At 65.1% G+C, this 25,010-nt stretch carries 19 protein-coding genes and 1 tRNA gene; 5 read left to right on the forward strand and 15 right to left on the reverse strand.

What is annotated here, in order from left to right; all coding sequences use genetic code 11:
- Nucleotides 1–152: 152 nt before the first annotated feature.
- The 3 genes from JT689_RS12185 to JT689_RS12195 form a co-directional block, all read right to left on the reverse strand.
- A complete protein-coding gene (locus tag JT689_RS12185) occupies nt 153–1,106 on the reverse strand; it encodes a homoserine dehydrogenase (protein WP_205251311.1) in 954 nt (317 codons plus the stop codon).
- On the reverse strand, nt 1,103–1,627 hold the full coding sequence (locus tag JT689_RS12190) for an ACT domain-containing protein (protein ID WP_205251312.1): 525 nt from the start codon (nt 1,625–1,627) through the stop codon (nt 1,103–1,105). The genes JT689_RS12185 and JT689_RS12190 overlap by 4 nt, the downstream gene beginning before the upstream one ends.
- 233 nt (nt 1,628–1,860) lie before the next feature.
- Nucleotides 1,861–4,047 (reverse strand): elongation factor EF-2, encoded by a 2,187-nt coding sequence (locus JT689_RS12195; RefSeq protein ID WP_010903990.1) that lies wholly within the window; start codon nt 4,045–4,047, stop codon nt 1,861–1,863.
- A 192-nt stretch (nt 4,048–4,239) separates the two neighbouring features.
- Here JT689_RS12195 and JT689_RS12200 point away from each other — a divergent pair, with 192 nt between their 5' ends.
- Nucleotides 4,240–5,004, forward strand: a complete 765-nt coding sequence (locus JT689_RS12200; protein WP_205251313.1) for a DUF5781 family protein — start codon at nt 4,240–4,242, stop codon at nt 5,002–5,004.
- A gap of 74 nt (nt 5,005–5,078) precedes the next feature.
- On the opposite strand, the gene JT689_RS12205 is transcribed toward JT689_RS12200, so the two are convergent.
- From JT689_RS12205 to JT689_RS12240, 8 genes are all read right to left on the reverse strand, one after another.
- Nucleotides 5,079–5,711 (reverse strand): 30S ribosomal protein S7, encoded by a 633-nt coding sequence (locus JT689_RS12205; RefSeq protein WP_010903992.1) that lies wholly within the window; start codon nt 5,709–5,711, stop codon nt 5,079–5,081.
- 3 nt (nt 5,712–5,714) lie between these two features.
- Nucleotides 5,715–6,143 (reverse strand): 30S ribosomal protein S12, encoded by a 429-nt coding sequence (locus tag JT689_RS12210; protein ID WP_010903993.1) that lies wholly within the window; start codon nt 6,141–6,143, stop codon nt 5,715–5,717.
- A gap of 163 nt (nt 6,144–6,306) precedes the next feature.
- Nucleotides 6,307–6,726 carry a NusA-like transcription termination signal-binding factor gene (locus JT689_RS12215; protein ID WP_010903994.1) on the reverse strand — a complete coding sequence of 140 codons (420 nt, stop codon included), beginning with the start codon at nt 6,724–6,726 and terminating at the stop codon, nt 6,307–6,309.
- Nucleotides 6,726–7,919, reverse strand: coding sequence for a DNA-directed RNA polymerase subunit A'' (gene rpoA2, locus JT689_RS12220; RefSeq protein WP_136361011.1), 1,194 nt, complete (start codon nt 7,917–7,919; stop codon nt 6,726–6,728). Before rpoA2 ends, JT689_RS12215 begins: the two co-directional genes overlap by 1 nt.
- Nucleotides 7,912–10,827 (reverse strand): DNA-directed RNA polymerase subunit A', encoded by a 2,916-nt coding sequence (locus JT689_RS12225; protein ID WP_205251314.1) that lies wholly within the window; start codon nt 10,825–10,827, stop codon nt 7,912–7,914. Before JT689_RS12225 ends, rpoA2 begins: the two co-directional genes overlap by 8 nt.
- Entirely contained in the window at nt 10,827–12,653 is a 1,827-nt protein-coding gene (gene rpoB / locus JT689_RS12230) for a DNA-directed RNA polymerase subunit B (RefSeq protein WP_136361012.1), read from the reverse strand. The genes JT689_RS12225 and rpoB overlap by 1 nt, the downstream gene beginning before the upstream one ends.
- Before the next feature lies 1 nt (nt 12,654).
- Nucleotides 12,655–14,226, reverse strand: a complete 1,572-nt coding sequence (locus JT689_RS12235) for a DNA-directed RNA polymerase subunit B'' (RefSeq protein WP_010903998.1) — start codon at nt 14,224–14,226, stop codon at nt 12,655–12,657.
- Nucleotides 14,227–14,454, reverse strand: coding sequence for a DNA-directed RNA polymerase subunit H (locus JT689_RS12240; RefSeq protein WP_010903999.1), 228 nt, complete (start codon nt 14,452–14,454; stop codon nt 14,227–14,229).
- 179 nt (nt 14,455–14,633) lie between these two features.
- Between JT689_RS12240 and JT689_RS12245 the strand changes: the two genes are divergently transcribed.
- Nucleotides 14,634–14,706 (forward strand) — tRNA-Asp (locus JT689_RS12245).
- Nucleotides 14,707–14,794: 88 nt separating this feature from the next.
- Here JT689_RS12245 and artA read toward each other — a convergent pair.
- Complete coding sequence (artA, locus tag JT689_RS12250) at nt 14,795–15,715, reverse strand: archaeosortase A (protein WP_205251315.1); 921 nt, start codon at nt 15,713–15,715, stop codon at nt 14,795–14,797.
- A 247-nt stretch (nt 15,716–15,962) separates the two neighbouring features.
- On the opposite strand from artA, the gene JT689_RS12255 reads away from it, so the two are divergent.
- Nucleotides 15,963–17,192: a hypothetical protein gene (locus JT689_RS12255; RefSeq protein ID WP_205251316.1), complete on the forward strand. Its 1,230-nt coding sequence runs from the start codon at nt 15,963–15,965 to the stop codon at nt 17,190–17,192.
- Between the two features lie 39 nt (nt 17,193–17,231).
- Here the strand turns inward: JT689_RS12255 and JT689_RS12260 are convergent, their stop codons facing one another.
- Together JT689_RS12260 and JT689_RS12265 are read right to left on the reverse strand one after the other, a co-directional pair.
- The gene (locus JT689_RS12260; protein ID WP_205251317.1) at nt 17,232–17,642 is read right to left on the reverse strand and encodes a hypothetical protein; all 411 of its coding nucleotides are present in this window, start codon (nt 17,640–17,642) and stop codon (nt 17,232–17,234) included.
- 63 nt (nt 17,643–17,705) lie between these two features.
- On the reverse strand, nt 17,706–18,329 hold the full coding sequence (locus JT689_RS12265) for a TetR/AcrR family transcriptional regulator (protein WP_205251318.1): 624 nt from the start codon (nt 18,327–18,329) through the stop codon (nt 17,706–17,708).
- A 296-nt stretch (nt 18,330–18,625) separates the two neighbouring features.
- Between JT689_RS12265 and JT689_RS12270 the strand changes: the two genes are divergently transcribed.
- Nucleotides 18,626–20,482 (forward strand): BGTF surface domain-containing protein, encoded by a 1,857-nt coding sequence (locus tag JT689_RS12270; RefSeq protein ID WP_205251319.1) that lies wholly within the window; start codon nt 18,626–18,628, stop codon nt 20,480–20,482.
- A 9-nt stretch (nt 20,483–20,491) separates the two neighbouring features.
- On the opposite strand, the gene JT689_RS12275 is transcribed toward JT689_RS12270, so the two are convergent.
- On the reverse strand, nt 20,492–22,156 hold the full coding sequence (locus JT689_RS12275; RefSeq protein WP_229373382.1) for a hypothetical protein: 1,665 nt from the start codon (nt 22,154–22,156) through the stop codon (nt 20,492–20,494).
- 295 nt (nt 22,157–22,451) lie between these two features.
- Here JT689_RS12275 and csg point away from each other — a divergent pair, with 295 nt between their 5' ends.
- Nucleotides 22,452–25,010: an HVO_2072 family ArtA-dependent S-layer glycoprotein gene (csg, locus tag JT689_RS12280; RefSeq protein ID WP_205251321.1), complete on the forward strand. Its 2,559-nt coding sequence runs from the start codon at nt 22,452–22,454 to the stop codon at nt 25,008–25,010.

Genomic DNA, 25,010 nt, shown 5'->3' on the forward strand with positions numbered 1-25,010 from the left:
TCGGATAATGCGCTGAAGACGCGCTCTGTGAAGTCTATTCGTCAGTTCGCATTAAAACCATTTCGGTACGCGACCAGGGATCAGCCGCGACAGTCGCTGATACCATGCCTTGCAGTACCACGCCGCTGGAAATTTTTGTCAGGAAACCGGCGTTACTGTTGGTCGGCGATGTGATCGACGTCCGCAAGCACCGCCGACGCCGTTGCCGCCCCGCCAGCACCCTGCCCGGACAGGTTCAGCCGCCCCGCGTGCTCGGTCTCCAACTGCACGATGTTCGTGGTCCCGGACACCGCAAGCGTCCCGTTGGCCGGCACCAACCGCGGCCCGACCCGCACGTGATCCGGCCCCACCTCCCCGATCAGCCGTATCGTCTGCCCGTCGGTCTCGGCCAGCTCCAGCGCCGACGGTGCCACCCCCGTGATCCCGTCGACGCTGACGCTGTCGAGGTCGTACTCACGGTCGCCGATCACGTTCGCGAGGATCGCACACTTCAGCGCCGCATCCGTGCCGTCCACGTCAAACGTCGGATCCGCCTCCGCGACCCCCACCTCTTGTGCCTCCGCCAGGACGTGCTCGTACCCCAGTCCCGCCGCCGCCATCCGCGACAACACGAAGTTCGCGGTCCCGTTCAGGACGCCACGGACAGCGCGCACGCGGTCGGCGCCGATGCGCTCGATGGTCGCCAGCACGGGGATCGCACCCCCAACAGTCGCCTCGAACCGGAGGCTGCCCGCGCTCGCCGCCGCCAGCTCGCACACCCCAGCGTAGCGCTCGGCGACCGGGCCCTTGTTCGCGAGCACGACGTGGCGGTCCGCACTCAGCGCGCGCTCGACGTGCCCGAAACCGGGCTCGGCGTCCCCCAGCGTCGTTGGCGTCGTCTCCACGAGCACGTCGTAGTCGGCGGTCAACGCGTCACTCGGCGCTCCCGTCCCGATCTCACTCGCCGCGTCGCGCTTGCGCGCACACACCGCCGCCGCGTCCACCCCCGAACCGTCGACGACCGCGCTCGTCGAATCGGCCACCGCAACCACTGTGTGGCCGTGGGACGCGGCCTGGTCGACGACCGCCCGCCCGACCGCTCCCGCCCCCATGACGGCAAGTCTCATCGCCGATCACCCACCAGTGGCTCGATCACGCGGACGCCCGCCTCGGCGGCCACCGCTCGCACGGCCGCCAGCGCGCGCTCGGCTGCACCATCAGCCACCCCCATCCGGAGGCGCGCACTCGCCTCGTGGCCCACCCCTGGCTCGTCGGTCAACGTGAACTCCACTACCGACGCAGCCCCACACTCCTCGACGGACGCGAGCAGCTCGGACAGATCAGTGGCCACCAGATCCCCCACCAGCAGCACCGTCACCGCGTCCGCGTAGCGCTCCGCGGTGGCGTCGATGACGGTGACGCCCGCGTCCTCCAACGCCCCCACCACCGTCTCGAACTGGTCGGGCTGACACTCCACGGTCACCTCCACGGGGATGCGGCCGCGCGGCGTCACCGACCCGCGCTCGTGGAGGACCGACAGCAGGTTCCCCCCTGCGTCCGCGATCGGCGCAAGCGCAGCCAGCAACGCGCCGGGCTCGTCGGCAAGCTCCAGTCGGAGCACGTGGGTCCGATCCGCGGGCGCGGTCACGGCCACCCCACCCCCTGCGTGGCACCCCGCCGGACGCGTGTTGTCGGCCACGAGCCGGACTGCAGTCGCTCGGTGCCGACCCCGCAGCTCGGATCGCGTCCGCCTGCGAACATGAGTTGCAGTCGGACTGCTGGCTGTTATAACGCTTCGGCCGAGTCAACTCCTGCCGGCGTCGCCGAGCGCGCGACCGGCCGTCGACGCGCCACGAAATCGAAACCCCCCGCGAGAACGGATTAGAAGTGCGTGATGCTCTCGGGCAGCTCCGTCTTCATGCCCTTGCGCTCGCGGATCTCCATGATGATCTCCCGCTGGAGGTTGTCCGCCATGACGCGGAACCCAGCGTTCTCGGTGTTCCAGGACGCCCGCCCCTCGGTCGCCGAGCGGATGTCACTGGAGAACCCGATCATCTCGTCGACCGGTGCGATGCCCTCGACGACCATGAGGTCGCCTTCCTGGTACATGTCGTCGACGCGACCGCGCCGACCCTGCACCTCGCCGGACGCAGCGCCCATGTGCTCGGACGGGACGTCGATGCGGACGTCCTGAATCGGCTCCAGCAGCCGGATGTCGGCGTCGATGAGCGCGCGGTGGACGGCGTCCCGAGTCGCCGGGATTACCTGCGCCGGACCGCGGTGGATGGCGTCCTCGTGGAGGCGCGCGTCGTGCAGACGGATGAGCGCACCCTCGACGGGTTCGGCCGCCAGCGGGCCGTCCTCCAGGGAGTCGGTGAGGCCGTCGACGACCAGCTCCATCGTCTCGTTGAGGTGCTGAATCCCCTTCGTGTCGTCGATGAAGATGTTGCGCCCGATGATGTTCTCGACGTCCTGTGACGTCTCCTTGTCCATGCCCGCCTCCTGGAGGACCTCGCGGCGCTCCTGTTCGGGCATGTCCATCGACACCTCGCCCAGGCGGATCTCCTCGAGCACGTCGTCGCTGAGCTGCTCGACGGTGATGTAGAACTTGTTGTGGCGGTTCGGCGAGACGCCCTCGACTTCCTGGGAGTCGCTGGTCGGCGTCTCACGGTAGACGACGATCGGCTCCCCAGTCGTGACGGGGATGCCCTGGTTGCGCTCGATGCGCTGGGTCTGGACTTCCAGGTGGAGTTCGCCCTGCCCCGAGATGAGGTGCTCGCCGGTGTCCTCGTTGATCTCGATGGAGATCGTGGGGTCCTCCTTCGAGACTTGTCGCAGCGTCTCGATGAGCTTCGGGAGGTCGTCCATGTTCTGTGCCTCGATGGACTTCGTGATGACCGGCTCGGAGATGTGGTCGATGGACTCGAACGGCGTCATCTCCTCGTTGGAGACGGTGGAACCGGCGATGGCGTCCTTGAGGCCGGTGACCGCGGCGATGTTGCCTGCGGGGACTTCGTCGACCTCCTCGCGCTCGCCGCCCATGTAGATCCCGACGCTCTGAACGCGGTTCTTGCCGGCCGTCCCGGACACGTACAGCTCCTGGCCCTTCTCGAGGGTGCCGGAGAACACGCGCCCAGCCGCAATCTCGCCGGCGTGCGGGTCGACGCCGATGTCGGTCACCATCAGGACGACTTCGCCGTCCTCGTCGACGAGGCGCATCGACTCCGCGATCTCGGAGTCGGCGTCACCACGCCAGACGGTCGGAATACGGCGGGGCTGCGCGTCGATGGGGTTCGGGAAGTGCTCGGCGACCATGTCGAGCACGACGTCGGCCAGCGGCGTCTGCTCGTGCAGCTCCTCGCGCTTGTCCGAGCGCTCCAGGTCGATGATATCCCCGAAGTCCATGCCGGTGCGCTGCATCGACGGCATCGAAACGCCCCACTTGTAGAGCGCGGACCCGAACGCCACGGTGCCGTCCTCGACGGACACCGTCCAGTCCTCGATGTCGTCTTTCTCCTCGGTCATCCCGCGGATGAGCTCGTTGACGTCGCCGATCACCGAGAGCAGGCGCTCCTGCATCTCCTCGGGGCCCTCCTGGAGCTCCGAGATGAGGCGATCGACTTTGTTGATGAACAGCGTCGGCTTGACGCCCTCGCGGAGCGCCTGCCGAACGACTGTCTCCGTCTGGGGCATCGCGCCCTCGACGGCGTCCACGACGACGAGCGCGCCGTCGACGGCGCGCATCGCGCGGGTCACGTCACCGCCGAAGTCGACGTGGCCCGGCGTGTCGATGAGGTTGATGAGGTGGTCGTCGCCCTCGTACTCGTGGGTCATCGAGACGTTTGCGGCGTCGATGGTGATGCCCCGTTCCTGTTCGTCCTCCTCGGTGTCCATCGCCAGCTGCTGGCCGGCGGTGTCCTCCGAGATCATCCCCGCCCCCGCGAGCAGGTTGTCAGTGAGGGTGGTTTTTCCGTGGTCGACGTGCGCGGCGATGGCGATGTTCCGGATCTGCTCCGGGTTGTCCATCAGCCGTTCGCACTGTTCGACAATCTTCTTTCGTCGGCCCATTGGACATTCATACTGCCAGCGGGTTCAAAAGGATAGTGCTTTGCCGGTCGCATGGCACCCGAGACGCGTGGTGTCACCCCGGAACGCGTCGGGTTCCGGGCGGTCGTTGCCCGCCGACCACCGACTTCGGAGGACGCGGGGCCTGCTGGGGGCGTAAGAGTCTTTGTCACCACTCCGCTGTGAACTATTACCATGGAGATTCGTGTGTCCGGCGCTGGCCCGGCTGCCCCCTTCTTCAGCGCCCGAGACGTCTTCGAACCCAGCCACGACCTCGACCTCCCGGTCGACGTCCACATCCGGCCGAACCCCGACGAGCGAACCTGGGCCGGCCACTACGACGACCACCACGTTCTCAACATCTCCCAGCAGGCCGCAACCTCCGTGATGGCCCGCGAGCTCGCGCTCCACGAGTTCGCCCACATGCACCGCCACGAACGCGGCCACCCCAGCCACACCCTCTCGATGGACGAAGTGCTGTTTCTCGCGCTCACCGGCCGCGAAGTCGAACAGCGCGTGCTCACCCACTGCTACCAGATCGCCAACCACGTCAAAGACATCTACGCCGACGACATCACGCTCTCGGTCGGCCCCACCGACAAACTCCGCTCGTTCCTGGAATCCGAGCTCGCGGCCGCCATCGCCGACCAGCCGGCCGACCGCCAGCAGGCCGGCCACCGACTCACCGCCGGCGCCGACCCCTCGATGACCGCGGTCAACGCCGCGTTCGCACTCGCACTCCTGGAACGCCACGACGCCATTCCCGGCGACCACCGGCTGTACGACCTCGCACACGCGGCCGGCCAGGACGCCCCCGAGATCGACGTCGACGGGTTCCGCCGCCGGTTCGCCACGCTCGGCCCCGACCCCGACGAGAGCGACTGCCGGCGCGGCCTCGTCGATACGATCCGCACGTACGCCGACGCCCAGACCACCACCACGGGCCCCGCCGCCGACTGACCACGCGTCGCTGTCCACCCGAGAGCGCGCCAAGCGGAATCACCCGACTCGGCGAAAATCGAAACCCGCCCGCGTCAGCGTGCCGCTGCTGCGACGCGTTCTTTCTCCTTTTTCTGGCCGATGGCGTACGTCTGGACGTTGTAGTCCGCCGCGCCAGCGAGCTGATTGGCAAGCGCCTCCGCGGCGTCGGTGGGCGTCTTGAACGACGCCGAATGCGCGCCGTCCGCGAGGAACTTCAGTGCCTGATCGACGCGGCGCTGCGGTGCCGTGTCGACGGCCTGGGGGACCGAGATCCCGCCGTACTTCAGGCGCACGGTCTCCTCCCGCGGGGCCGCGTTCTCGACGGCGCTCACGAGCACCTGAATGGGGTTCTCGTCGGTTCGCTCGTGGACGATGTCGAACGCGTCACGAACGATCTTCAGTGCCTGCTGTTTCTTCCCGGCGTTCGCGCCCGTCTTCATCAAGCGGTTGGCGAGCCGCTCCACGATGGAGATCTCGCTTTTCTTGAACTGCTTTTGGGCGTGTCGCCCCATCGTGTGCGCGACCGGCGTCACTGCGAGGTAGCGCCGCGTGCTCGGGTCCTCGTAGTGGATCTCCGCGACGTCCCACTTCCCGAACAGCTTCGCGTTCGCCGCGACCTCCTGGGTGTCCTCGGATTCGGCGGCTGCCTCCTCTGTCTCGTCTTCGGCTGGTTGCTCGTCGCTCATGTGTTATCGCACCGGCTTCTCAGCGTTCCCGCGAACCAGTTCGATGAGGCTCACGCCGTTGACCTTCTCGACCTTGTAGTTGACACCGGAGAGGTCGCCCATCGCGCGACCTTTCGCCCCACCGATCCCGGCGATGGTGACCTCGTCGTGCTCGTCGATGAACGAGATCGCACCGTCACCGGGGCAGAACGCAGTCACCTGCTTGCCGTTCTTGATGAGCTGCACCCGAACACACTTCCGGATCGCGGAGTTCGGCTGCTTCGCTTCGATGCCGACCTTCTCGAGTACGATGCCACGCCCCTGTGGGGCTCCCTCAAGGGGGTCGGACTTCTTACCGAGGCCCCGCTCTCGCCGCGCGTACTCAGAATCGGACCACCGGCGCTGCTGGCGGTCCTTCTTGAGTTTGCGAGCGGCGTACTTGCCGTTCGTCATACAGCCGAGTATCCCGCGGAGGCACTTAAGCCCGACCTTTTGCCCTGCGCTCGGTCGTGTTACTCCCTCGTCTGTCCACGGGCGGCGACGAAGCGAGCGGCAGGAAAGCGGAGTGCTTTCAGCGCAGCCCTTGCCAGCGCCCGAGAGAGCGCAGCGAACGGGACTACGTCAGCTGGATGTCGTCGATGTCGAAGTGGCGGGCGGCCAACTCCTTGGCGGTCTCGATGTTCGTGCCGTCAGCACCGATCGCGACGCCCTTGTCCTCGTGGGCGACTTCCGCGTACGCGACCGTCGTGTCGTTCTCGCTGACCGTGACGTTGTAGACCGCCGCCGGCGAGAGCGCGTTCGCCACGAACCCCTCGGCGGTCGGGGCATCCTCGACGAGCACCACGCTGCGCCCGAGCGTCGCTTCAAGCGCGTCGACGCGGCTCCCGCCGTCGCCGATGGCGGCCCCCATCTCGCCCGCAGTGACGACGTACACCACCCGGTCGTCGTCGGGCAGGCAATCGACGGCCGTCGCGTCGGTCTCCGTCTCGAAGACGGCGATGAGCTGGCGCGCCTCATCTGAGAGCCGGATGGTCATCAGTCCGACGTCTGTGTCGCGCCCATCCGGAGGTCAACGTCACCAGTTCCGAGCCGAACCGGCTTCCCGACGATCACGTTCTCGATGACGCCGTCGAGGTCGTCGCTCTCGCCGTGGATCGCCGCGTCCAGGAGGTGGTTCACCGTCACCTCGAAGGCGGCCCGCGCGAGCACGGAGTTCTTGTTCCCCGAGATGCCGTGGCGGCCGATCGACTCGATGGTGCCGTCGTTGGTCATGATGTCGGCGACCAACATCAGGTGGCGGATGTTCACGTCGTCGAGGCCCTGCTCTTCGAGGGTGGTCATCGTCTCGTTGATGATCGCCTCCCGAGCGGCCTCGATGCCGAGGGTCTTGTGCACCTCGTGGATGTTGTTACACGACGTGCGCGTGGCGTCGACGCCCTCGATCTTGAGCGCCTTCTTGAACGCCGACCCCTCGGTGTAGAGGACGAACTCCTCGCCGCGGTCGGTTTCTTCGCGCCGAATCACGACCCGGGACACCTCCTCGATGCCCTTGAACACGATGTCCCGGAGCTGCTCGACCAGCTGCAGGAGCTCCCGGTACGACGGCTCGCTCGGTCCGAACTCCAGGATCGTTCCGTCCTGGGTCACCGTCACACCGAGGTTCCCCTCGATCGTCTCCGCGACCTCCCCCGCGATCTGCGTCGTGGAGTCAACCCGCGGCCACCGCTCCTGGAGCGTGTCCTCGTTGAGGTCGATGCGAACGACCATGTCCGCGACGTTCGTGGAGATGTCGCCCAGCGCGAGGATCTTCGTAGCCTCGATCTTCCAGACGACCTCGTGGGCGCGCTCGCGCTCCTCGGCGTACTCGTCCTCCAAGTACACCTCCATCACCGGCGTGTCCGGCGTCTTCCGGGCGTCCACGAGCTCGATGAGCCGCGGCAGCCCCTGTGTCACGTCCATCTCCGCGACGCCCGCGTAGTGGAACGTGTTCATGGTCATCTGCGTCCCCGGCTCCCCGATGGACTGCGCGCTCACCGTCCCCACTGGGTCGAGCGGGTCGACGCGCGTGTCCAAATATTGGGCCTCAACCGCGGTGGCGATCTCGTTCGCCTGGGACTTCGTGACCCCGCGCTCCTCGGCGGTCGCGAGCACCTCGTCTTTCAGCCGCCGTGGCAACTCGGTGTCCTCGATCACGTCGTGGACGCCGTCCGTCACGTCGAACTCAGTCATCCGATTCCACCTCCCAGGCGGCGCCGTGCTCGGAGAGGTTCGTCGGCGGCTCCTCGACCTCCAGGAACTCGGCCTTCTGGGTGTCGCTGTCGAACTCCGAGTTCAGGATGCGGTCGGCGACGTGCTCGACGTCGATGTCGACCTCCTCGTTGGAGGACACCTGCACCGGACTGGTGCCGTCCTCCCCGAACTCGAACTGCACGATCGTGTCGCTGGTGTCCCGCACGGTGCCGTCGTACTGCGTCTCCAGCTCCGACAGCGCGTTGATCAGCCGGCGCTGCAGGTAGCCGGACTTCGACGTCCGGACTGCCGTGTCAACCAGCCCCTCGCGGCCCCCCATCGCGTGGAAGAAGAACTCCTTCGGGGTCAGCCCGCTGGTGTAGGAGTTCTCCACGAAGCCATGGGCCTCACTGGAGAGGTCGTTGGGCGCGAAATGGGAGAGCGTGCGGTCCTCGTAGCCGCGGTTGATGCGCTCGCCACGAACCGCCTGCTGGCCGACACACCCCGCCATCTGCGTGAGGTTCAACATCGACCCACGCGCGCCGGAGTTCGCCATCACGACCGCGGGGTTGTCCTCGTCGAAGTTCTCCTCGGCGACGTCCCCCGCGGAGTCCCGAGCCTTTCCGAGCGTCTGCATGATCTTCATCTCCAGGGTCTCGTCGACCGTGCGGCCGGGCAGGCTCTCTAGGTCCCCGTTCTCGTAGGTCTCGATGAGTTCCTGCACGCGGTCGTACGCCGACTGGATCGCCTCGTCGATGCGCTCGCGGGCCTCCGTCGACACCGTCTCGTCGTCGATGCCGATCGAGAACCCGAAGTGCATGATCGACCGCATCGCCAGCGACGCGACCTCGTTGATGAAGATGCGGGCGCGCGTGTTCCCGTGGACTTTCGTGATGGTGTCCACGATCTCACTGCCGTACTCCCCGACCTCGTCGTCGGCGATGGTGCCCTCCAAGAGCTGGCCGTCCTCGATGACGACCGTGTCACCGGTCGTGCCGGTGAACTCAAGCGAGAGGTCGTCGGGCAGCAACTCCGAGAAGATCTGGTGGCCGGTCCAGTACTGGTCGCCGTCCTCGTCGGTGCCGGCGGCCGCCGGCAGCTCGTCGATCCGGGTCTGCCGGAGCAGGTCCGACGCCTGCGTCTCGTTGAACCGCGGATTGTCGTTCGTGAGCAGGTACGTCCCGGAGATGTGGTCCTGGATCGCGCCGATGATGTTCTCCCCGAACCGCGGGGAGAGGATCTGCTCTTGGACGCGCATCAGCACGCGCGCCTCGGCCCGCGCCTCCTCGTTCTGGAGGGCGTGCATGTTCATCTCGTCGCCGTCGAAGTCGGCGTTGTACGGCGGACAGACGACCGTATTCAGGCGGAACGTCTTGTACGGCATCACCACGACCTCGTGGGCCATGATCGACATCCGGTGCAGCGACGGCTGCCGGTTGAAGATGATGATGTCGCCGTCGATGAGGTGGCGCTGGACCTCCCAGCCGGGCTCGACGCGCTCGGCGAGCTCCTCACACACCTTCTCGGTGACGCGCACGCGACGGCCGTCGGGCCGGGTGACGTAGTTCGCGCCCGGATGCCCCTCGGGGCCGTTCCGGACGTAGCGTCGGGCGCGCTCGAGGTTCTGCTCGTTGACGACCATCGTCTGTGTCATCTCCGTCGCCACCCGATCCGGCACCCCGACCTCGTTCAGCGACAGCGTGGGGTCCGGCGAGATGACGGTCCGGGCGGAGAAGTTCACGCGTTTCCCCGAGAGGCTGCCGCGGAACCGCCCCTCTTTGCCCTTGAGGCGCTGGGATAGCGTCTTCAGCGGGCGGCCGGACCGGTGTCGCGCCGGCGGCGTCCCGCTGATCTCGTTGTCCATGAACGTCGTGACGTGGTACTGCAACAGCTCCCAGAGGTCCTCGATGATGAGCTGTGGCGCACCCGCCTCGCGGTTCTCCATGAACCGCTGGTTGATGCGGATGATGTCCACCAGCTTGTGCGTGAGGTCGTCCTCGCTGCGCTGGCCGTTGTCAAGCGTGATCGACGGTCGCGCCGTCACCGGCGGCACCGGTAGCACCGTCAGGATCATCCACTCGGGCCGACTGCGGTCCGAGTTCACGCCCAGCGCTTCGAGGTCCTCGCCGGGGATGTCCTCGAACCAGTCCCGGATGTCCGACGGCATCAGCTTGTTCATGTCCTCGGTGGTGAGGTCCGCGCCGATGGCCGTCTCGATGGCCTCACGGTCCTCGCGGCGCGGCCGGAACTCCCCGGAGAGGATCTCGTTGATCCGGCTGATGTCGATGTCGGTCTGCTCGGCGAGCTCCTGGGGGCTCACGCCAGCGTCGTCCTCCTCCTCGTCGGGCTGCATCGACGCCGCGATGCGCTCGCTGTAATCCGACGCCAACACCTGCTGGACCTCGTAGTACGTCGTCGGCTTCTCGTGTTTGACGTCGTACTGGACCTCCCCGCAGTGCGGGCAGTGGTCTTTCTTGCGGGCCTCACGGATCGCCGCCGTCATCACGTCAGAGACGTCCTGGCGGAGGCTCCGCGTCCGATCGAGGTTCTCCCGGTACTCGTCTTTCTCCTCCTCGGTGAGCAGCAGGCTCGCGCACTCCCGACACGTCCCACGCAGGAGCCGGCGGATGAGCTTCGAGAACCCCACGTGAATCACCGGGGCCGCGAGCTCGATGTGGCCGAAGTGGCCGTTGCAGCCGCCCGAGCGCTGCCCACACGTCTTGCACTCCAGGCCCGGATCGATGACGCCCAGCCGGGGGTCCATCAGCCCCATGTCGATCGGGAAGCCGTCGTCGTCGTACGTGTCCGCCGTGATGACCTTCGTGGCGGACATGTCGCGGTACTCCTCCGGGTCCATCAGCCCGAAGCTGATTTCGCCGATTTCCTTGGGGGCTTGTCCTGCACTCATTACACTGCCTCCTCCAGTTCCAGGCGCGGCGCGATGCCGAGCGCCTTCATCTCGTCGAGTAGAAGCTTGAATGCGTAACTCATCTCGATGCTGTGTACGTCGGTCTCCTCCTCGCAGTTCGGACAGTACACCCGGCGCTGCTCGTAGTTCTCCACGGCCGTCATGCCGCAGTTCCCACACACGTGGATCTCCTCGCGGTCCGAGGAATCGAGCAGGCGCTCTTTGAGCACCATCGCCGCGCCGTGCCCGATGACGGTGTCACGCTCCATCTCACCGACCCGCAGTCCGCCCTCGCGGGCGCGACCCTCGGTGGGTTGTCGGGTCAGCACCTGCACCGGCCCCTTCGACCGGGCGTGGAGCTTGTTCGACACCATGTGGTAGAGCTTGTGGTAGAAGATCGTCCCCACGAAGATCTCGGCCTCGATTTTCTCCCCGGACACCCCGGAGTACATGACCTCCTTGCCGGAGGATTTGAAGCCGCGGTCTTCGAGCGTGCCACGGATCTCGTCCTCGCCCTCGCCAGTGAACGGCGTGCCGTCGACGGACCGCCCGTCCAGCGACCCCGCCTTCCCGCCGAGCATCTCCAGCACGTGGCCGACCGTCATCCGCGACGGCAACGCGTGGGGGTTCAACACGAGGTCCGGCACCACGCCTTCCTGCGTGAACGGCATGTCCTCCTGGGGCGCGAGGTGGCCGACGACGCCCTTCTGGCCGTGTCGGCTCGCGAACTTGTCGCCGAGTTCCGGGATGCGCTCGTCGCGCACGGAGACTTTCGCGAGCTTCGAGCCGTCCTCGCCCTCCATCAGCGTCACCGTGTCGACGACGCCGTCCTCGCCCGACCGCATCGTCACCGACGTCTCGCGGCGCTTCTGCGGGCTCAGCCCGCCCATGTCCTCGGGTTCTTCGAGGAACCGCGGCGGACTCGTCTTCCCCAACAGCACCGACGAATCGTCGACTTTCGTCTCGGGGTTCACCAGGCCGTCGTCGTCGAGGTGCGTGTACGCGTCCTCACCGCGTGCGCCCCGCACGTCGTCGCCGGGGATCTCGAAGCGGTCTTCCTGGCCGCCAGGGTAGCGCCGCTCCTCGCCCTCGTACGTGCGGAAGAAATGCGACCGGGAGAGCGCGCGCTCCACGGACCCCTTGTTCATGACCAGGGCGTCCTCGATGTTGAACCCCTCGTAGGACATCACGGCGACGACGAAGTTCTGGCCCGCCGGCCGGTCGTCGTAGCCGATCTGCTCGGTCGTCTGGGTGTTCACCATCGCCTTCTGCGGGTAATGCAGGAGGTGTTGGCGGGTGTCCGGCCGGATGCGGTAGTTCGCCGCCGGCAGCCCCAGACTCTGTTTCATCATCCCCGCCCCCATCGTAATCCGGGGGCTGGCGTTGTGCTCGGGGTACGGGATCATCCCCGCACCGATCCCGAAGATGAGCTGCGGGTCGATTTCGAGGTGCGTGTGGTCGGCCGTGAGCTCTTCCTCCTCGACGCCCACGAGGATGTCCTCTTCCTCCTCGGCGTCGATGAACTCGACTTTCCCCGCCTCAACGAGGTCCTCGAAGTCGATGTCGCCGTTCTTGACGGCCTCCACTTCCTCCTGGGTGACCACCGGCTCGCCGTTCTCCACGACCAGCAGCGGCCGGCGCGCCCGGCCAGCGTCCGCGTTCACGATGACCTCACCGGTGCGGTCCCTGACCGAGACGTTCACCATCTCGGAGACCTCACCGCGGCGGCGCGCCTCCCGGATCTGTTCTGCTAACTCTTCGGGGTTCTCGTGTGTTCCAACCAGACTCCCGTTGACGTAGACTTTGGCTTCGCGTTCCGTACTCATGTTAGTCGTCCGCGGACGTCGTCGATGTCGTTTCCATGCTGATGCCGGGGATTCCCTCCACACCCATCGAGGACAGCTCCTGTTTGAGGTCCCGCTCGTCGTCGACGTCCTGTGAGAGCTCCATCGCCTGCGCGAAGTTCTTCACCAGCCCACAGTTCGGGCCTTCCGGCGTCTCGGACGGACAGATGCGCCCCCACTGGGTGGCGTGTAGGTCCCGCGCTTCGAAGTGCGGCTGGGAGCGGCTGAGCGGACTGCGCAGGCGGCGCAGGTGGCTGAGCACACCCATGAAGTCGGTGCGGTCGACGAGCTGACTCACGCCGGACCGCCCACCAACCCAGTTCCCGGTCGCGATCGGGTGTTCGAGGCGCTCGGTCAACACGTCGGACCGAACCACCGTGTTCACCGTGAGTTCGCGGTTCCGCATGTTCGCGCGCTCCAACTGGTATTTCACGTCACGCGCGAGCTTGTTCAGCGCCGTTCGGAACAGGTCTTTCATCAGGTCTCCGGAGACCTTCAGGCGCTTGTTCGCGTAGTGGTCCTTGTCGTCGGCCTCGCGGCGGCCGAGCGCCAACTCGAAGCACGCTTCGGCCATCCGGCAGAGGTAGTACGCCTTGTTGATGCGTGTCTCCTCTTCCTCGACGCCGTCCTCGTGGAGGTGTGGGAGGAGATAGCGGTCGATGACGTAGTTCGCGCGCTTGAGCTGGTAGTTCTTGCCCTGCCCGGAGGCGACGCGCTGGCCCAGGTCCTCGATGGCTTCCTCCTGGGTCTGGACGTCGGCTTCCTCCAGGTTCTCCAGCATGAACTTCACGATCTCGGGGTCCTCGCTGACCCGGTGCACGATCTCCTCGTCGGACTCCAACCCGAGCGCGCGCACGAGCGTTACGAAGCTGATCGACCCGGAGACCGACGGGAACGACACCTCAAGCAGCCCCTCGCGGTTGCGCTCGACGAGCACGAGCGCGCGGTAACCGCGGCGCTGGCTGAACGTCTTCGCCACCTGAATTTCGTCGCCGTACTTGGAGTCGTACTCGGCGAGGATCTTGTTCGGCGCGAGGTCCTCGCTGGTCATCAACACGCGCTCGCTGCCGTTGATGATGAAATACCCCCCGGGGTCGGCCGGGTCCTCACCGATCTCGATGAGTTCCTCGTCGCTGAACCCGGAAATGTTGCATTTGTCCGAGCCCACCATGATGGGCATCCGACCGACCTTCGTTTCGGTCGTGTCGAGGACACGCTCCTCTTCTTCTTCGCCACCACGCACGATGCTCATCTCCATGAACACGGGCGCCGAGTACGTGATGTTCCGCAGCCGCGCTTCCTGTGGGTACAGCAGCTCCTCGCTGCCGTCGGCCTCCCTGACGCGGGGCGTGACGGCTCGAACGTCACCGAGCTCAACCCACACCGGCTCTTCGTCCTCTTTGTCGCCGATGTCCGTCTCGATGCGTTCTTTCTCGGTGACGACATCCTGCATGCCGTGTTCGAGGAACGCGTTGTACGAGCGGAAGTGGTGTTCGGCGAGGCGTTCTTTCGAGAAGTACGATTCGGACAGTTCGCGTTTGTCTTCCTGTAGCATCTATTCGATCACCAGTCGGTACACGACGGCTTCGTCTGTGGTTCGCGAGTCCCGAACGATCTCCACGACGTCCCCGATTTCGGCGTTGTCGGGCAGCGCTGGATCCTTGTATTTGATCTTCGGAAGCTCCGTGCGGTCGATGTCGTAGTCCGCAAGCACTCCGTCGAGTGTCTCCTCATCGAGAACGGTGTGCTCGGGTACGAGTTCGTGTTGGCTTACGTCTACCATGGGTGCACCTGCGTGGGGGGAGAACTGACTCTCACGAGATACTACAGGCCAGTTGCTGCCCACAGCATTTAAGCCTTGTCAACCACGGGGCGCGCGAACGGCGACACGACAGCGATACACACACAGCCCGCGATTGGAAAGTCTTAATACTATACCCCGGATACGAATGAGTGCAGCCAGCCCGGATGGTGTAGTGGCCCATCATACAACCCTGTCACGGTTGTGACGCGGGTTCAAATCCCGCTCCGGGCGCTTTCTCCGTTCCGCTACTCGAACAGCGCCGCGTCCGTTCCCAACGCCTCCTGTCTCGATCCACGCCAACCGACGGGACCAGGCCGGGCTAGCGGTCGCCGGCGAACCGGCCCGTGATATCGTATTCGTTGCCGGTGAGAACGAACGCCACGTCCTCGATGACGCCGCCCAGCTCCGGCACGATACGCAGCAGCGCCAGCGTCAACACGACGAGCACCACGACAGACAGCGACTGCGCAAGCACGCGATCCGCGAACAGATACGACACCCGGTTGGGGTTGTCCGTCGGGAACAACGCAAACACCACGCCTTCGATAACATCCCCGCCGAACCACTGGTTGCCGTGTGCGATCGCGATGAACACGACACGCACCAGGTTCATCCCGTAGATCAGCGGAATCGCCACCCCCAGTGCGCGCAGCCTGCGCCGCATCGGCGCGTCGACGGCCGCCACGAGCCCGCCGACGATGCTCATGCTTCCGATCCCCGTACACGCCAGTAGCACCGTCGTCGGGAACCCCCAGGGTTCGCCGGTCACGACGCTCGTCCCGTGGAACGCGAACTTCGCAGGGTAGCCGTGGTAGCTCGTGGCGACCTCGATCGCCGGGTGGTAGCCGAGCTGGCCCATGATCCACGCGGCGTGGTGTGTCGTCGTGAGGATCGCCCACCGCCGCAGCGGCTCGATCGTCTGGAACGGAATGTAGAGCAGCCCCATGACCGCGATCGCGCGGGTCAGTGTCGCCAGCGACTTCCGGCCGCTGGCCACGAGGTACGCCGTGTAGAGGCACGCGGGCACGGCCGCTGCAGCGAGTGCGCCCTCGATGAGTGACTGCTGCACGAACAGGAAGTGTTCGATGAGCAGGCCCCAGAACAGCCCGAACACGGCCCACGCGCCGACGGCGGCGTACCGCCGCAACGCCTCGTGGTCATCGCTGGCCGCGTCGATCAGGGCGCTCGTTGCGAACGCCGCGACGACAACCCATGCGAGCGCGTCTGTCGCTGCAGTCATGGTTGCTGGTCCGAGCGAAACACGCCCCGTCCATAGGCGTGTTGGTGTCTGTGGGTGGCCAGTCGCTGCGGTCGTCTCGGTGTTGGCCATCGACAGCATACGGCTGATATATGGCTTTTTCTACAGGCGTTCATATCTCGGTGATACGACTTCTGCTAGGCGATCACGAGGAACCCTCGATAATTCCAAGCTAAAATAAACTCAATAAAGCAAATCTTTATATATTGTTAGGTTGTTGTCCGGGATTATGATGGGAAACAACCACATGGATTCCCGCGCGCTGAAAGCGTTAATTATGACCGCCGTCGTCTGCCTGTCGGCCGTCGCGGCTGCTGGCGTCGTGTCCGCAGACAACGGTCTGAAAGTCACCGTTTCAGACGTTGCCGTCTCCGACGACGAACCGACGACCGGTGACACCATCACCGTCACGCCGACCGTGCGCCACTCCAGTTCCAGCGACGGATCGTTCGAGATCACGCAAGTGACCCTCTCCGGTGACGGCGGGAACCTGGCAAAGGTCAGCGATTTGGGAACGATCGCCGGCGGCGAGTCGATCGACGTGCCGCTTCGCACGTCCTTCGACTCAGCTGGTGACAAAGAACTCACAGTCACCGTTCGCGGTGTCCAGACCGACAGTGACGGGATCACCCGCAGCATCGATTCCGTCGAGTACCCCGTGTACGTCTCGGTCTCGGAGCCGTCCTCGTCGTCACCACCCGAACCTCGCCTCCAGATCGACGCGCAGTCCGCGGTCGCGGGCACCGACACGCCGGTCACCGTCACGGTCTCGAACGGCGAAGAGGACCCGCTCACGGACCTGTCGCTCGACCTCGAAGCGACCAACCAGAACCTCGACACTGAGACGCGCCTGAAGCCGGTGCTCGGCACCGAGAACATCACCCAGTTCGAATTCGATATCCGGCCCGAACGCACCGGGACGATCGACCTCAAGGCATCGCTTGAAACCAGCGACGCCGCAGTCAACACGTCGAAATCCATCGACGTCGATGCGCTCCGAACCGACGTCCGCGTCGACGCAACAGTCATCGAAGAGAACGACTCGAAGTTCCTCCAGTATCGCCTCATCAACCTCGGTAACGCAGCCGTCAACGACGTGACCACGGTCGGCACCGACGACGTCGGTCCGGCACCCGCGGCCGCGTTCGGGACCGTCGACGCCGCCCACTCACAGACGGTGACTGTTCCCACTACGCTGGACGCCGACACCACGCTCTCGCTTCACACTGAGTACCAGGTCGGCGGGGAGTCCTACGACAGCTCGCAGTCCGTCCAGGTCTCCAGCTCCTCGATGTCGGTCGCACCAGCCACGACCCAGCCGAACCAGTCGGCACAGCAGTTCTCGCTGACGCCCGGCTCCATCACTTCGCTGTCCGGCTCTGTCGCCGCGCTTCTCGTGTTGGGGTCGCTGGGCGGGCTTGGCGTGATCGGGTTCCGCCGGTTCCGCGACGGCGAATAACCGCTCCTCCTGTTTTCTGCCGTCCTGTTCCGTGTCCCGCTACTCCGTCGCGTACAAGAACACGGCACACGCCGCCAGCACAGCTTCGGCTACCTTCGAAATCACGGCCGTCGTATTGAGTGTGTTGCCCATGTAGAAGGCGTCCACGCTGAACCCCTGGAACACGAACAACGAGACGATCGTGGTGAGCGCGTACGCCGCCGCCACGAGATACAGCGCCTCGCGCCAGTAGCTGCTCACGTAGACGGCGCCGCCAGCCAGGAACCCGACGCCGTTCAACACGAACAGGATCGCCAACTGCTGGTTCAACCCAGCGATCTGATTGCCCAACTGGAGATGGATGACCCCTGTGACGATCGCCGCCAGCAGTGCGAGGTAGCCGACCGCGTGTGTCGGGAGTGCGATGATCGACGCCGCCTCCCGGCTCGCCGTGCGTGATTGCTGTGACATACCCACAACGTGTTGCCCGTTCTATGTAATAGTTTGTGCGCCACGTAGCACGCACGAGCAGGGTTACGCCACTAACACCGCTTCGAGATACGCGTGGGTCGCTTCCCGCACCGGCGTCAGGTCAGTCGTCATCGTGACTCGGCGTGTGAACACGCCGGTCAACAGCGTCGAGATGAACGACGCCACTTGCGTCGGATCGACGTCGCGGAACTCTCCCGCGTCCACGCCACGCTGGATGATCTCCGCGATGTGCTCCTGTTGGATCCGGTCGATCGTCGTGATCTGTTCGCGGTAGTCGTCGTCGTGGACTGCCTGCGCGCGGATCTGAATGAACGCCCGGATCGTCCCATCCGTCGGCGGCGACAACGCCGTGGCGTCCGATCCGGCGTGGTGTCCGAACACCACCTCGTCGATGAACCGTCGCAGCTGCTGGCGGGGGTCCTCGTCGTCGGACTGAACGATCCGGTACCGAAGCTCCTCGACGACGTAATCGACGAGCGCGAGCAACAGCGTGTCTTTCTCCGCGTAGTGATGGTAGACCGACGCCTTCTGCAGGCCGACCTCCTCGGCGATCCGATTCATCGACAGCCCAGCGTAGCCGTCCCGCTGGAGCACGAGAAACGCCGCCCGGAGGATCTCCTCGCGTGTGCCTTCTGGAGGCCCCGCAAAGGGACTATCGCCGTTCATACTGATAGTTACGAGAGTAGTATTTTGAAGGTGCTGATTACCGACCCCCACGTTCGCTCCTGCCCTCGTCGCTGTCAGGCCTGTTCTCTGTCGGGTTGCCGTCCGGTCGTTGTGGCCGACTGTCGGCGGGGTTCCGGGCGCCCAAAGTATTTACCCACCCGACTGCGTCCTCTAGATATCCCCTCTCACGGACGACTGCGCCCGTCCGCTGCGGCTCCACAGATGGACACGATCAAATAACAGGGCCGCGAACCACCGCACTAGATCGGGTGGCGCACCTGGAGACGCTCTCATCCATGACACGCACTCCCTCGCTCACGACGACACTGCGCGCGACCGCCGTTTCCATTCTCGTCGTGGCTGTCGTCTGCACGCCGGCCGCTGTGACAGTGGCTGCGGCCACGGATCACGCCCCGACAGCGGCCGCCGGCGCGCCCCCGGAATCGCCTTCGAACAGCACCGACGACGCTGGCTGGCAACACACCGAGCACACACGGCCCGCGGGAGACATCGTTTCGCTCTCACTGACACTGCCCGACCGCATTCCCAACGATCACCCCGTCTATATTCACGTCGGCGGCGCCGATGCCGGTTTCCTTGATGTCGTTCGCGCCGTCGACACTGACGCCGACGGCACGATCACCCTCGGAATCAACACCAGGACGCTCGGGACCAGTACGAGTCTCAGCCCGACGAACACCGAGAACGTCTATTACAGCGGTGGTGACACCGTCACAAGCGGCGTTCACGGACGCCTCGACGGCGATCCCGGGCCGCGGTTCGTCGGCCCCGACGGCACCCAGGTCGACGGATTCGCCGACTACCTGGCCGCGGTGGGGCTGATCCGGAGCGCCGACCGCGAGCGGCCGACAGCCCAACTCACTCGCCCCCTCCAGCCCGGCACGTACACCGTGACGGCGACCACCAACCGAACCATCAGCGCGCAGGCACGCACCGACGGCGCGACGACCGCACTCACGTCGTCACCGGCCGACGGCGGATTCGACACCGCGACGGTCTCACTGACAACCCCGGGCGTCCACAACATCACGGTGAACACGGCCCCCGCCGGCGCGGCAGACGCGGCTCCGAACGCGACCGCGCTCGCGGCGTCGATGACCGACCAGCGACCGCCCACGACGACCGATCGGGTTGTGATCGCGGCCAACGCGACCGGGATCTACGGCCATCTGGCGGCCATCGCGGGCGGGCCGGACGCGCTCGCCTCGGGTGTCGCCCCGAGTACCCTCTCCACACTCGAAGCCCGAACCGGCGAAGGCGTCCAGTTCGCGGTCGAGGCCACCAACAGCCCTGTGGTCAAGGGCCCGGACTCACCGCCCGGCATCGAGTCCCCGCTCGAAATCCTCGACCTGTCTAGTGCGGATCCGGCCGCGGCCTCAGTGTACGCCAACGCGTCACGCGGGCGACTGTACGTCGTTGTCGATCCACAGGCGGTTGCTGACTTCCAACCATCCAGCGGGACCGACTTCCAGAGCCTCTCGGCGTCGCTCACCTACGAGACCGACCCCGCCGACGCGTTCCAGTTCGACCGTGGGGACAACAACATCCAGACGTATTACCGCAGCCTCCTGGGTGGCGCTGGCGGAGACATAACGATCCCGGCGTTCCCGTATCTGGCTCCCGGCACCAACGAGACCGCCAGCGACGACTTCCAGGTCGTGACGCCACGCACGCGCTTCGATCTCCGAGCCGACAGTGGTGACGGGCGGCTGCTCACACGCGCACAGCCGACACGCGTCTCGGGTGTGACGAACCTCGCGCCGGGAACCGAGGCGACGGTTCGCGTCTCGTTCGCCGAATCGAACGGATCGTTCGGCTACATTCAGCGGTCCACTGCGACCGTGGCCGCCAACGGCACGTTTACCGGCACTGTCGATCTCCCGGTTCCAACCGTCGGGGAGACGGTGACACTGACGATGTTCGTTGCCGACGATACGGTTGCGCACACGACGGCGACGGTCACCGACCCGACACGCACGACCACGGCAGCCACGACGACGCCCGAGACGCAGTCCGAAACGACGACCACGTCGCGCGAAACCGGCGGTCCAACGCCGGGGTTCACGGCCGTGGGCGCACTCGTGGCGGTTGTCATCGTGTTCGCTGGTGTGGGCCTGCGCCGCCGCGAGTAACGTTGCCCGCTACCCGCGGCGTTGCTGGACGACCAACAAGAGAATCACGACCAACAGCAGCCCCACGATCGGGAGCGCGTACTCGCTCACCAACCCGGTCAGCGTTCCCAACGGCCCCGACTGATCGGCGGTGCCCGGCGACACCGCCGGACTGGATTCGATGTTCCTGAGCGTTGTCCTGTCGGCCTGATCGCCCTCGCCACCGGCCGTTTCGGTTTCCGTTCCCGCTCCTTCCACCACCACTTCGTCGACCGGTTCTGACTGGGACAACTCGATGGTCTTCGTGTGCTCGGTCCCCGTCACGTCAAGCACGCGCACGCGCACGGCGGCCGGGTACGCCTCTGCATCCAGCAACTCCTGGAAGCTGACGTTCTCGGTGACACCACCGCTGTACACCGAGTTGATGTCGATCGTTTCACCGTCCGGCGTGAGCGACTCAACGCGCACGCGTGAGATCTGCCCGTCGTAGACTCGCCCGACCGCCTGGACGCGCTGCGCCCCCGCCGTTCCGGTGAGTGAGTTGTCGAACTGGATCGCCGGCGTGACCAGCTCGCTGTAGTTCACCGCGAGCTCGCGGGTGGTCCTGTGGTTGGCCTGGTCGGTGGCGATGAGTGTGATCGCCTTCGTACCGTCGAGGATCGGGACGGTCGTCGTCACCGTCTTCGAGAACGGGCGCTGCAACGGCTGGCGTTGCGTGAACAGGAAATCCTGGCCGGCACCAGTTACCGGGCCGTCACGAACGCCAATCGTTGAGATTCCCACGCTGTCGGTCACCTCAGCGGTGACCTCCACCGCCGAGCGCGTTGCGACTGGCCGCCGATCCAAGACGTTGATCTCGGGTGCGGCCGTATCGTTGACCGTGATCTGGGTGTGGTACTGCCTGACGTTCCCGTATTCGTCTGCGACTTCGATCTGAAGCCGGTTGGCGCCGCTGCCGACGCTCGGACGCCCCGGTCCGAGGCGCAGCTCCTGGGAGAACGAGTCCCCCGGATCTCGAATCTCGATCTCGCGCTTGGCGTCCGCCTCCGCGTCCGGTCGGTATCTTCCCCCCGGGCGGTAGTTGTAGTACCGCGTGATCTCCATGTACTCCACGGCCGACTGGTCCTGGATCGTCCCCTCTAGGGTGACGGTGGCCTGATTGACGGTGTAGTTGTTACCGAGGGGCTCGTACTCGTTGTCCGGGCCGACGAACCCGGCCGACATCGGGGCCTCGAACGTGACGAGTGGCGCGTTCGGGTCTTCGGTGATCGTCCCGGTGTACGTCGTGGTCCCGTTCGCAGTCCTGACGACCGTGGTCAGGTCGTGCGTTCCCGCATCCAGGTCCAGCCTCGTGGATTCGTTGAACGCAGTGGCGTTCGGGACGTACGACCGCCGCGTGTTGTCGTTGATGCGCACCGAGATCACCTCGATGGTGGCGTTGCTGATCACGTTCATCGCCAGCCGGGGGTTGTCGGCAGTCGTCACCGATCCACCATCGGGCAGCGGTGTGCCCGCAACAGTGAGGTTCGTGGTGAGGTTCAGCGCCTGATCGGTGGCGAACGGAGCCCCCGCATGGATGTTGTTACCCGCGCCGTCGCTCGCCGCGACGGCTGGCCCGCCCGCTGGTACGACGAGCCCGGCGATGAGAACACAGACGCCGACGACGAGGCACTTCCGTGGCCCACTCCCGCTCATTGCGGCTTCGGTTCGAACTGGGGCATCTTTAACCCCCGTTTTCGCCGGACGGCACCGTGCGTGATGTCGCCGCTCCGCCATCCACGTTTCATGTGAGCAATACACACCCAAATCGGTGTTCTGACGGCGGCTGACGCGCGAAAAGGCAGAAAGCATTTACCAGTGGCCGGGTATAGTCTGGAGCACCCCTACCCGAAATGGCGGCTGCAGAAACCCACGATTCACCGTTTCGGCGGAATCAGGTGGATGCGGTCGTCTGGTTGGACTGACACCGTAGCTCAGTCACTCAGTAAAAATGACAGACACAACAGGCAAACTCCGCGCAGTCCTCCTGACGGCGCTGATGGTCGGTTCCGTAATCGGAGCCGGCGTCGCGTTCACGGGCGGGGCTGCTGCGGCGAATGCAAGCGACCTGAACGATTATCAGCGGTTCAACGAAAATACAAACTACACGTATAGTACCGCCTCAGAAGACGGTAAAACCGAAGGAAGTGTCGCCAGTGGCGCGACCATCTTCCAGGGCGAAGAGGACGTTACCTTCCGGAAGCTGGACAACGAGAAAGAGGTCAGTCCGGCGACCCTCTCCCGCACTGGCGGGTCTGACGAGGGCGTTCCTCTCCAGATTCCGATCCCCGAGGACCAGTCGACCGGTTCCTACGATAGCAATGGTCCAGACAACGCCGAGGCTGACTTCGGCGTTACGGTCCAGAGTCCATCGGTGACGATGCTCGAAGTCCGCAACAACGCGGACAACGACGTCACCGGCGGTGTCCTGAACACACAGCAGGACGAGTCCTCGATCGCCGTTGACTACAACTACTACGCTGCCGAGGACCTCGAGCTGACCGTCGAAGACGAGGACGGTCTCGACGTTACGGACGAGATCCTCGCTGCCGACCAGTCGGGCGGCGCGTACGAAGATGGCACCGGAAACAACGGGCCCAACACGCTTCGCTTCGACATCGACCCGAACAACGTTGACGCGGGCGACTACACGTTCTCGGTTGAAGGTGTCGAGGACCTGGACTTCGGTGACGCCACCGAGTCCGTCTCCGTGACGATTTCCTCCTCGAACAAGGCATCGCTGAACCTCGCCGAGGACGAAGTCGTGCAGGGATCGAACCTCAAGTACACCATCGAGAACAGTCCGGAAGGCAACTATCACGCTGTCACCATCGACAGCAGCGACTTCCGCGACAACATCAACTCCGAGGAAGCCGCGAAGGTCATGCGCAGCGTTGGTGACACTGTCGACAGCGGTCTCGTCGTCGACAACAGCAGTACCAACGACGTTGCAACCGACTATGAAAACACCTCGATCTCGGACGTCGACTACGCGTACGCCATCGTCGAGATCGACGACGGAAACGGCGTCGGATCCATCGAGACGCAGTACCTCGATGACTCCAGCGCCGATCTCGATCTTTACCCCGCATCCGGAACTGACGGCGAGAACTACGTCAACAGCGAATCACTCGACGGGACAGACGGCGTCGACGCTCTGAACAATCTGTCGACCGACGACGACACTGACTTCGACGTCACGCAGGGCGACATCACCCTCGACAGCCCGACCGGCGCGTACGTTGTCGGCTCGGAAGTCGACATCAACGGAACCGCCAACGAGGGGACCGACGACGTCGTGCTGTACGCTCGCGACAACAACGACTTCGAACTCGTCACCATCGACGACGAGAAATCGATCGAAGTCGATAGCGACGACACGTTCGAGGAGGAAGACATCACGCTCTCCGCGGGCGACAAGGGCGGTGACGACATCCTTGGTCTCCCCGGTACGTACCGCCTCGGCATCATCGACAAGCGCGACGCCGTCAACTCTGAGGGGAAGATCCAAGAGAAGATCGACACGTCCGATTTCAACCAGGGCGTCAGCAGCACGTCCTCGATCCGTGTGACTGAAACGGATCTTACCGCGTCCTTCGAGACGTACAACGGGCAGATCGCCCAGGAAGACGAACAGATCGACGTGGAGGGGACCGCCCCCGGCAAGGACAACGTTGCCGCTATCTTTGTCGGCAGCCGTGGACAGGTCGAATTCAAGAAAGTGTCCGTTGACAGCGACGGCACGTTCGACGAAGAAGACATCCCCCTCGGCGAGCTCAATCAGGGAACTGCCTCCGCGCACATCCTCTCATCCGGCCGTGACGGTACCTTCGGCGAGGACCTCGGTGGGATGACCAAGCTTGAGGACAAAATCGAAAAGTACAAGCAGGGTTCGCCGACTGGCAACCAGATCCGCGACCGCATCCTCGCGAACACGGTCGACGACACCGCCAGCGACGACCTCATGGTCACGCAGGAGTTCCGTCTCGTTGACGGACTGACCACGATCGAATCCATTGAGGGTGGCGAAGCGGGCGGCACGCTCACCATCATGGGGGACACCAACCGGAAGGCCGACGACAACACCATCACGGTTGAACTCCTTCAGGGAGACACGTCCGTCGAGATCAACAGCACTGAGGAGTGGAACAGCGACGGCCAGTGGTCGGTTGATGTCCCGCTCTCGAACGTCGAGCCGGGCAACTACACGGTCGAAGCTGACGACGGTGACAACACCGACCGTCAGAACGTCGAAATCGTCGAGGAACTCGAGGAGCCTGATCAGACGACCGTCGATCAGCCCGAGGACAACCAGACGATGACGACGACGATGACCGAGACGACCACCGAGACGACCACCGAGATGACTACCACGCAGGAGGACACCACCGAGAACGGCTCGGAGGGCACTTCCGATGGCGAGTCAGGCGGCAGCATCCCCGGCTTCGGTGTCGGTGTTGCGCTCGTCGCGGTCCTCGGTGCGGCGCTGCTGGCACTCCGCCAGAACTGA

The organism is Halobacterium sp. GSL-19, assembly GCF_016917855.1.
Classification (GTDB): Archaea; Halobacteriota; Halobacteria; order Halobacteriales; family Halobacteriaceae; genus Halobacterium; species Halobacterium salinarum.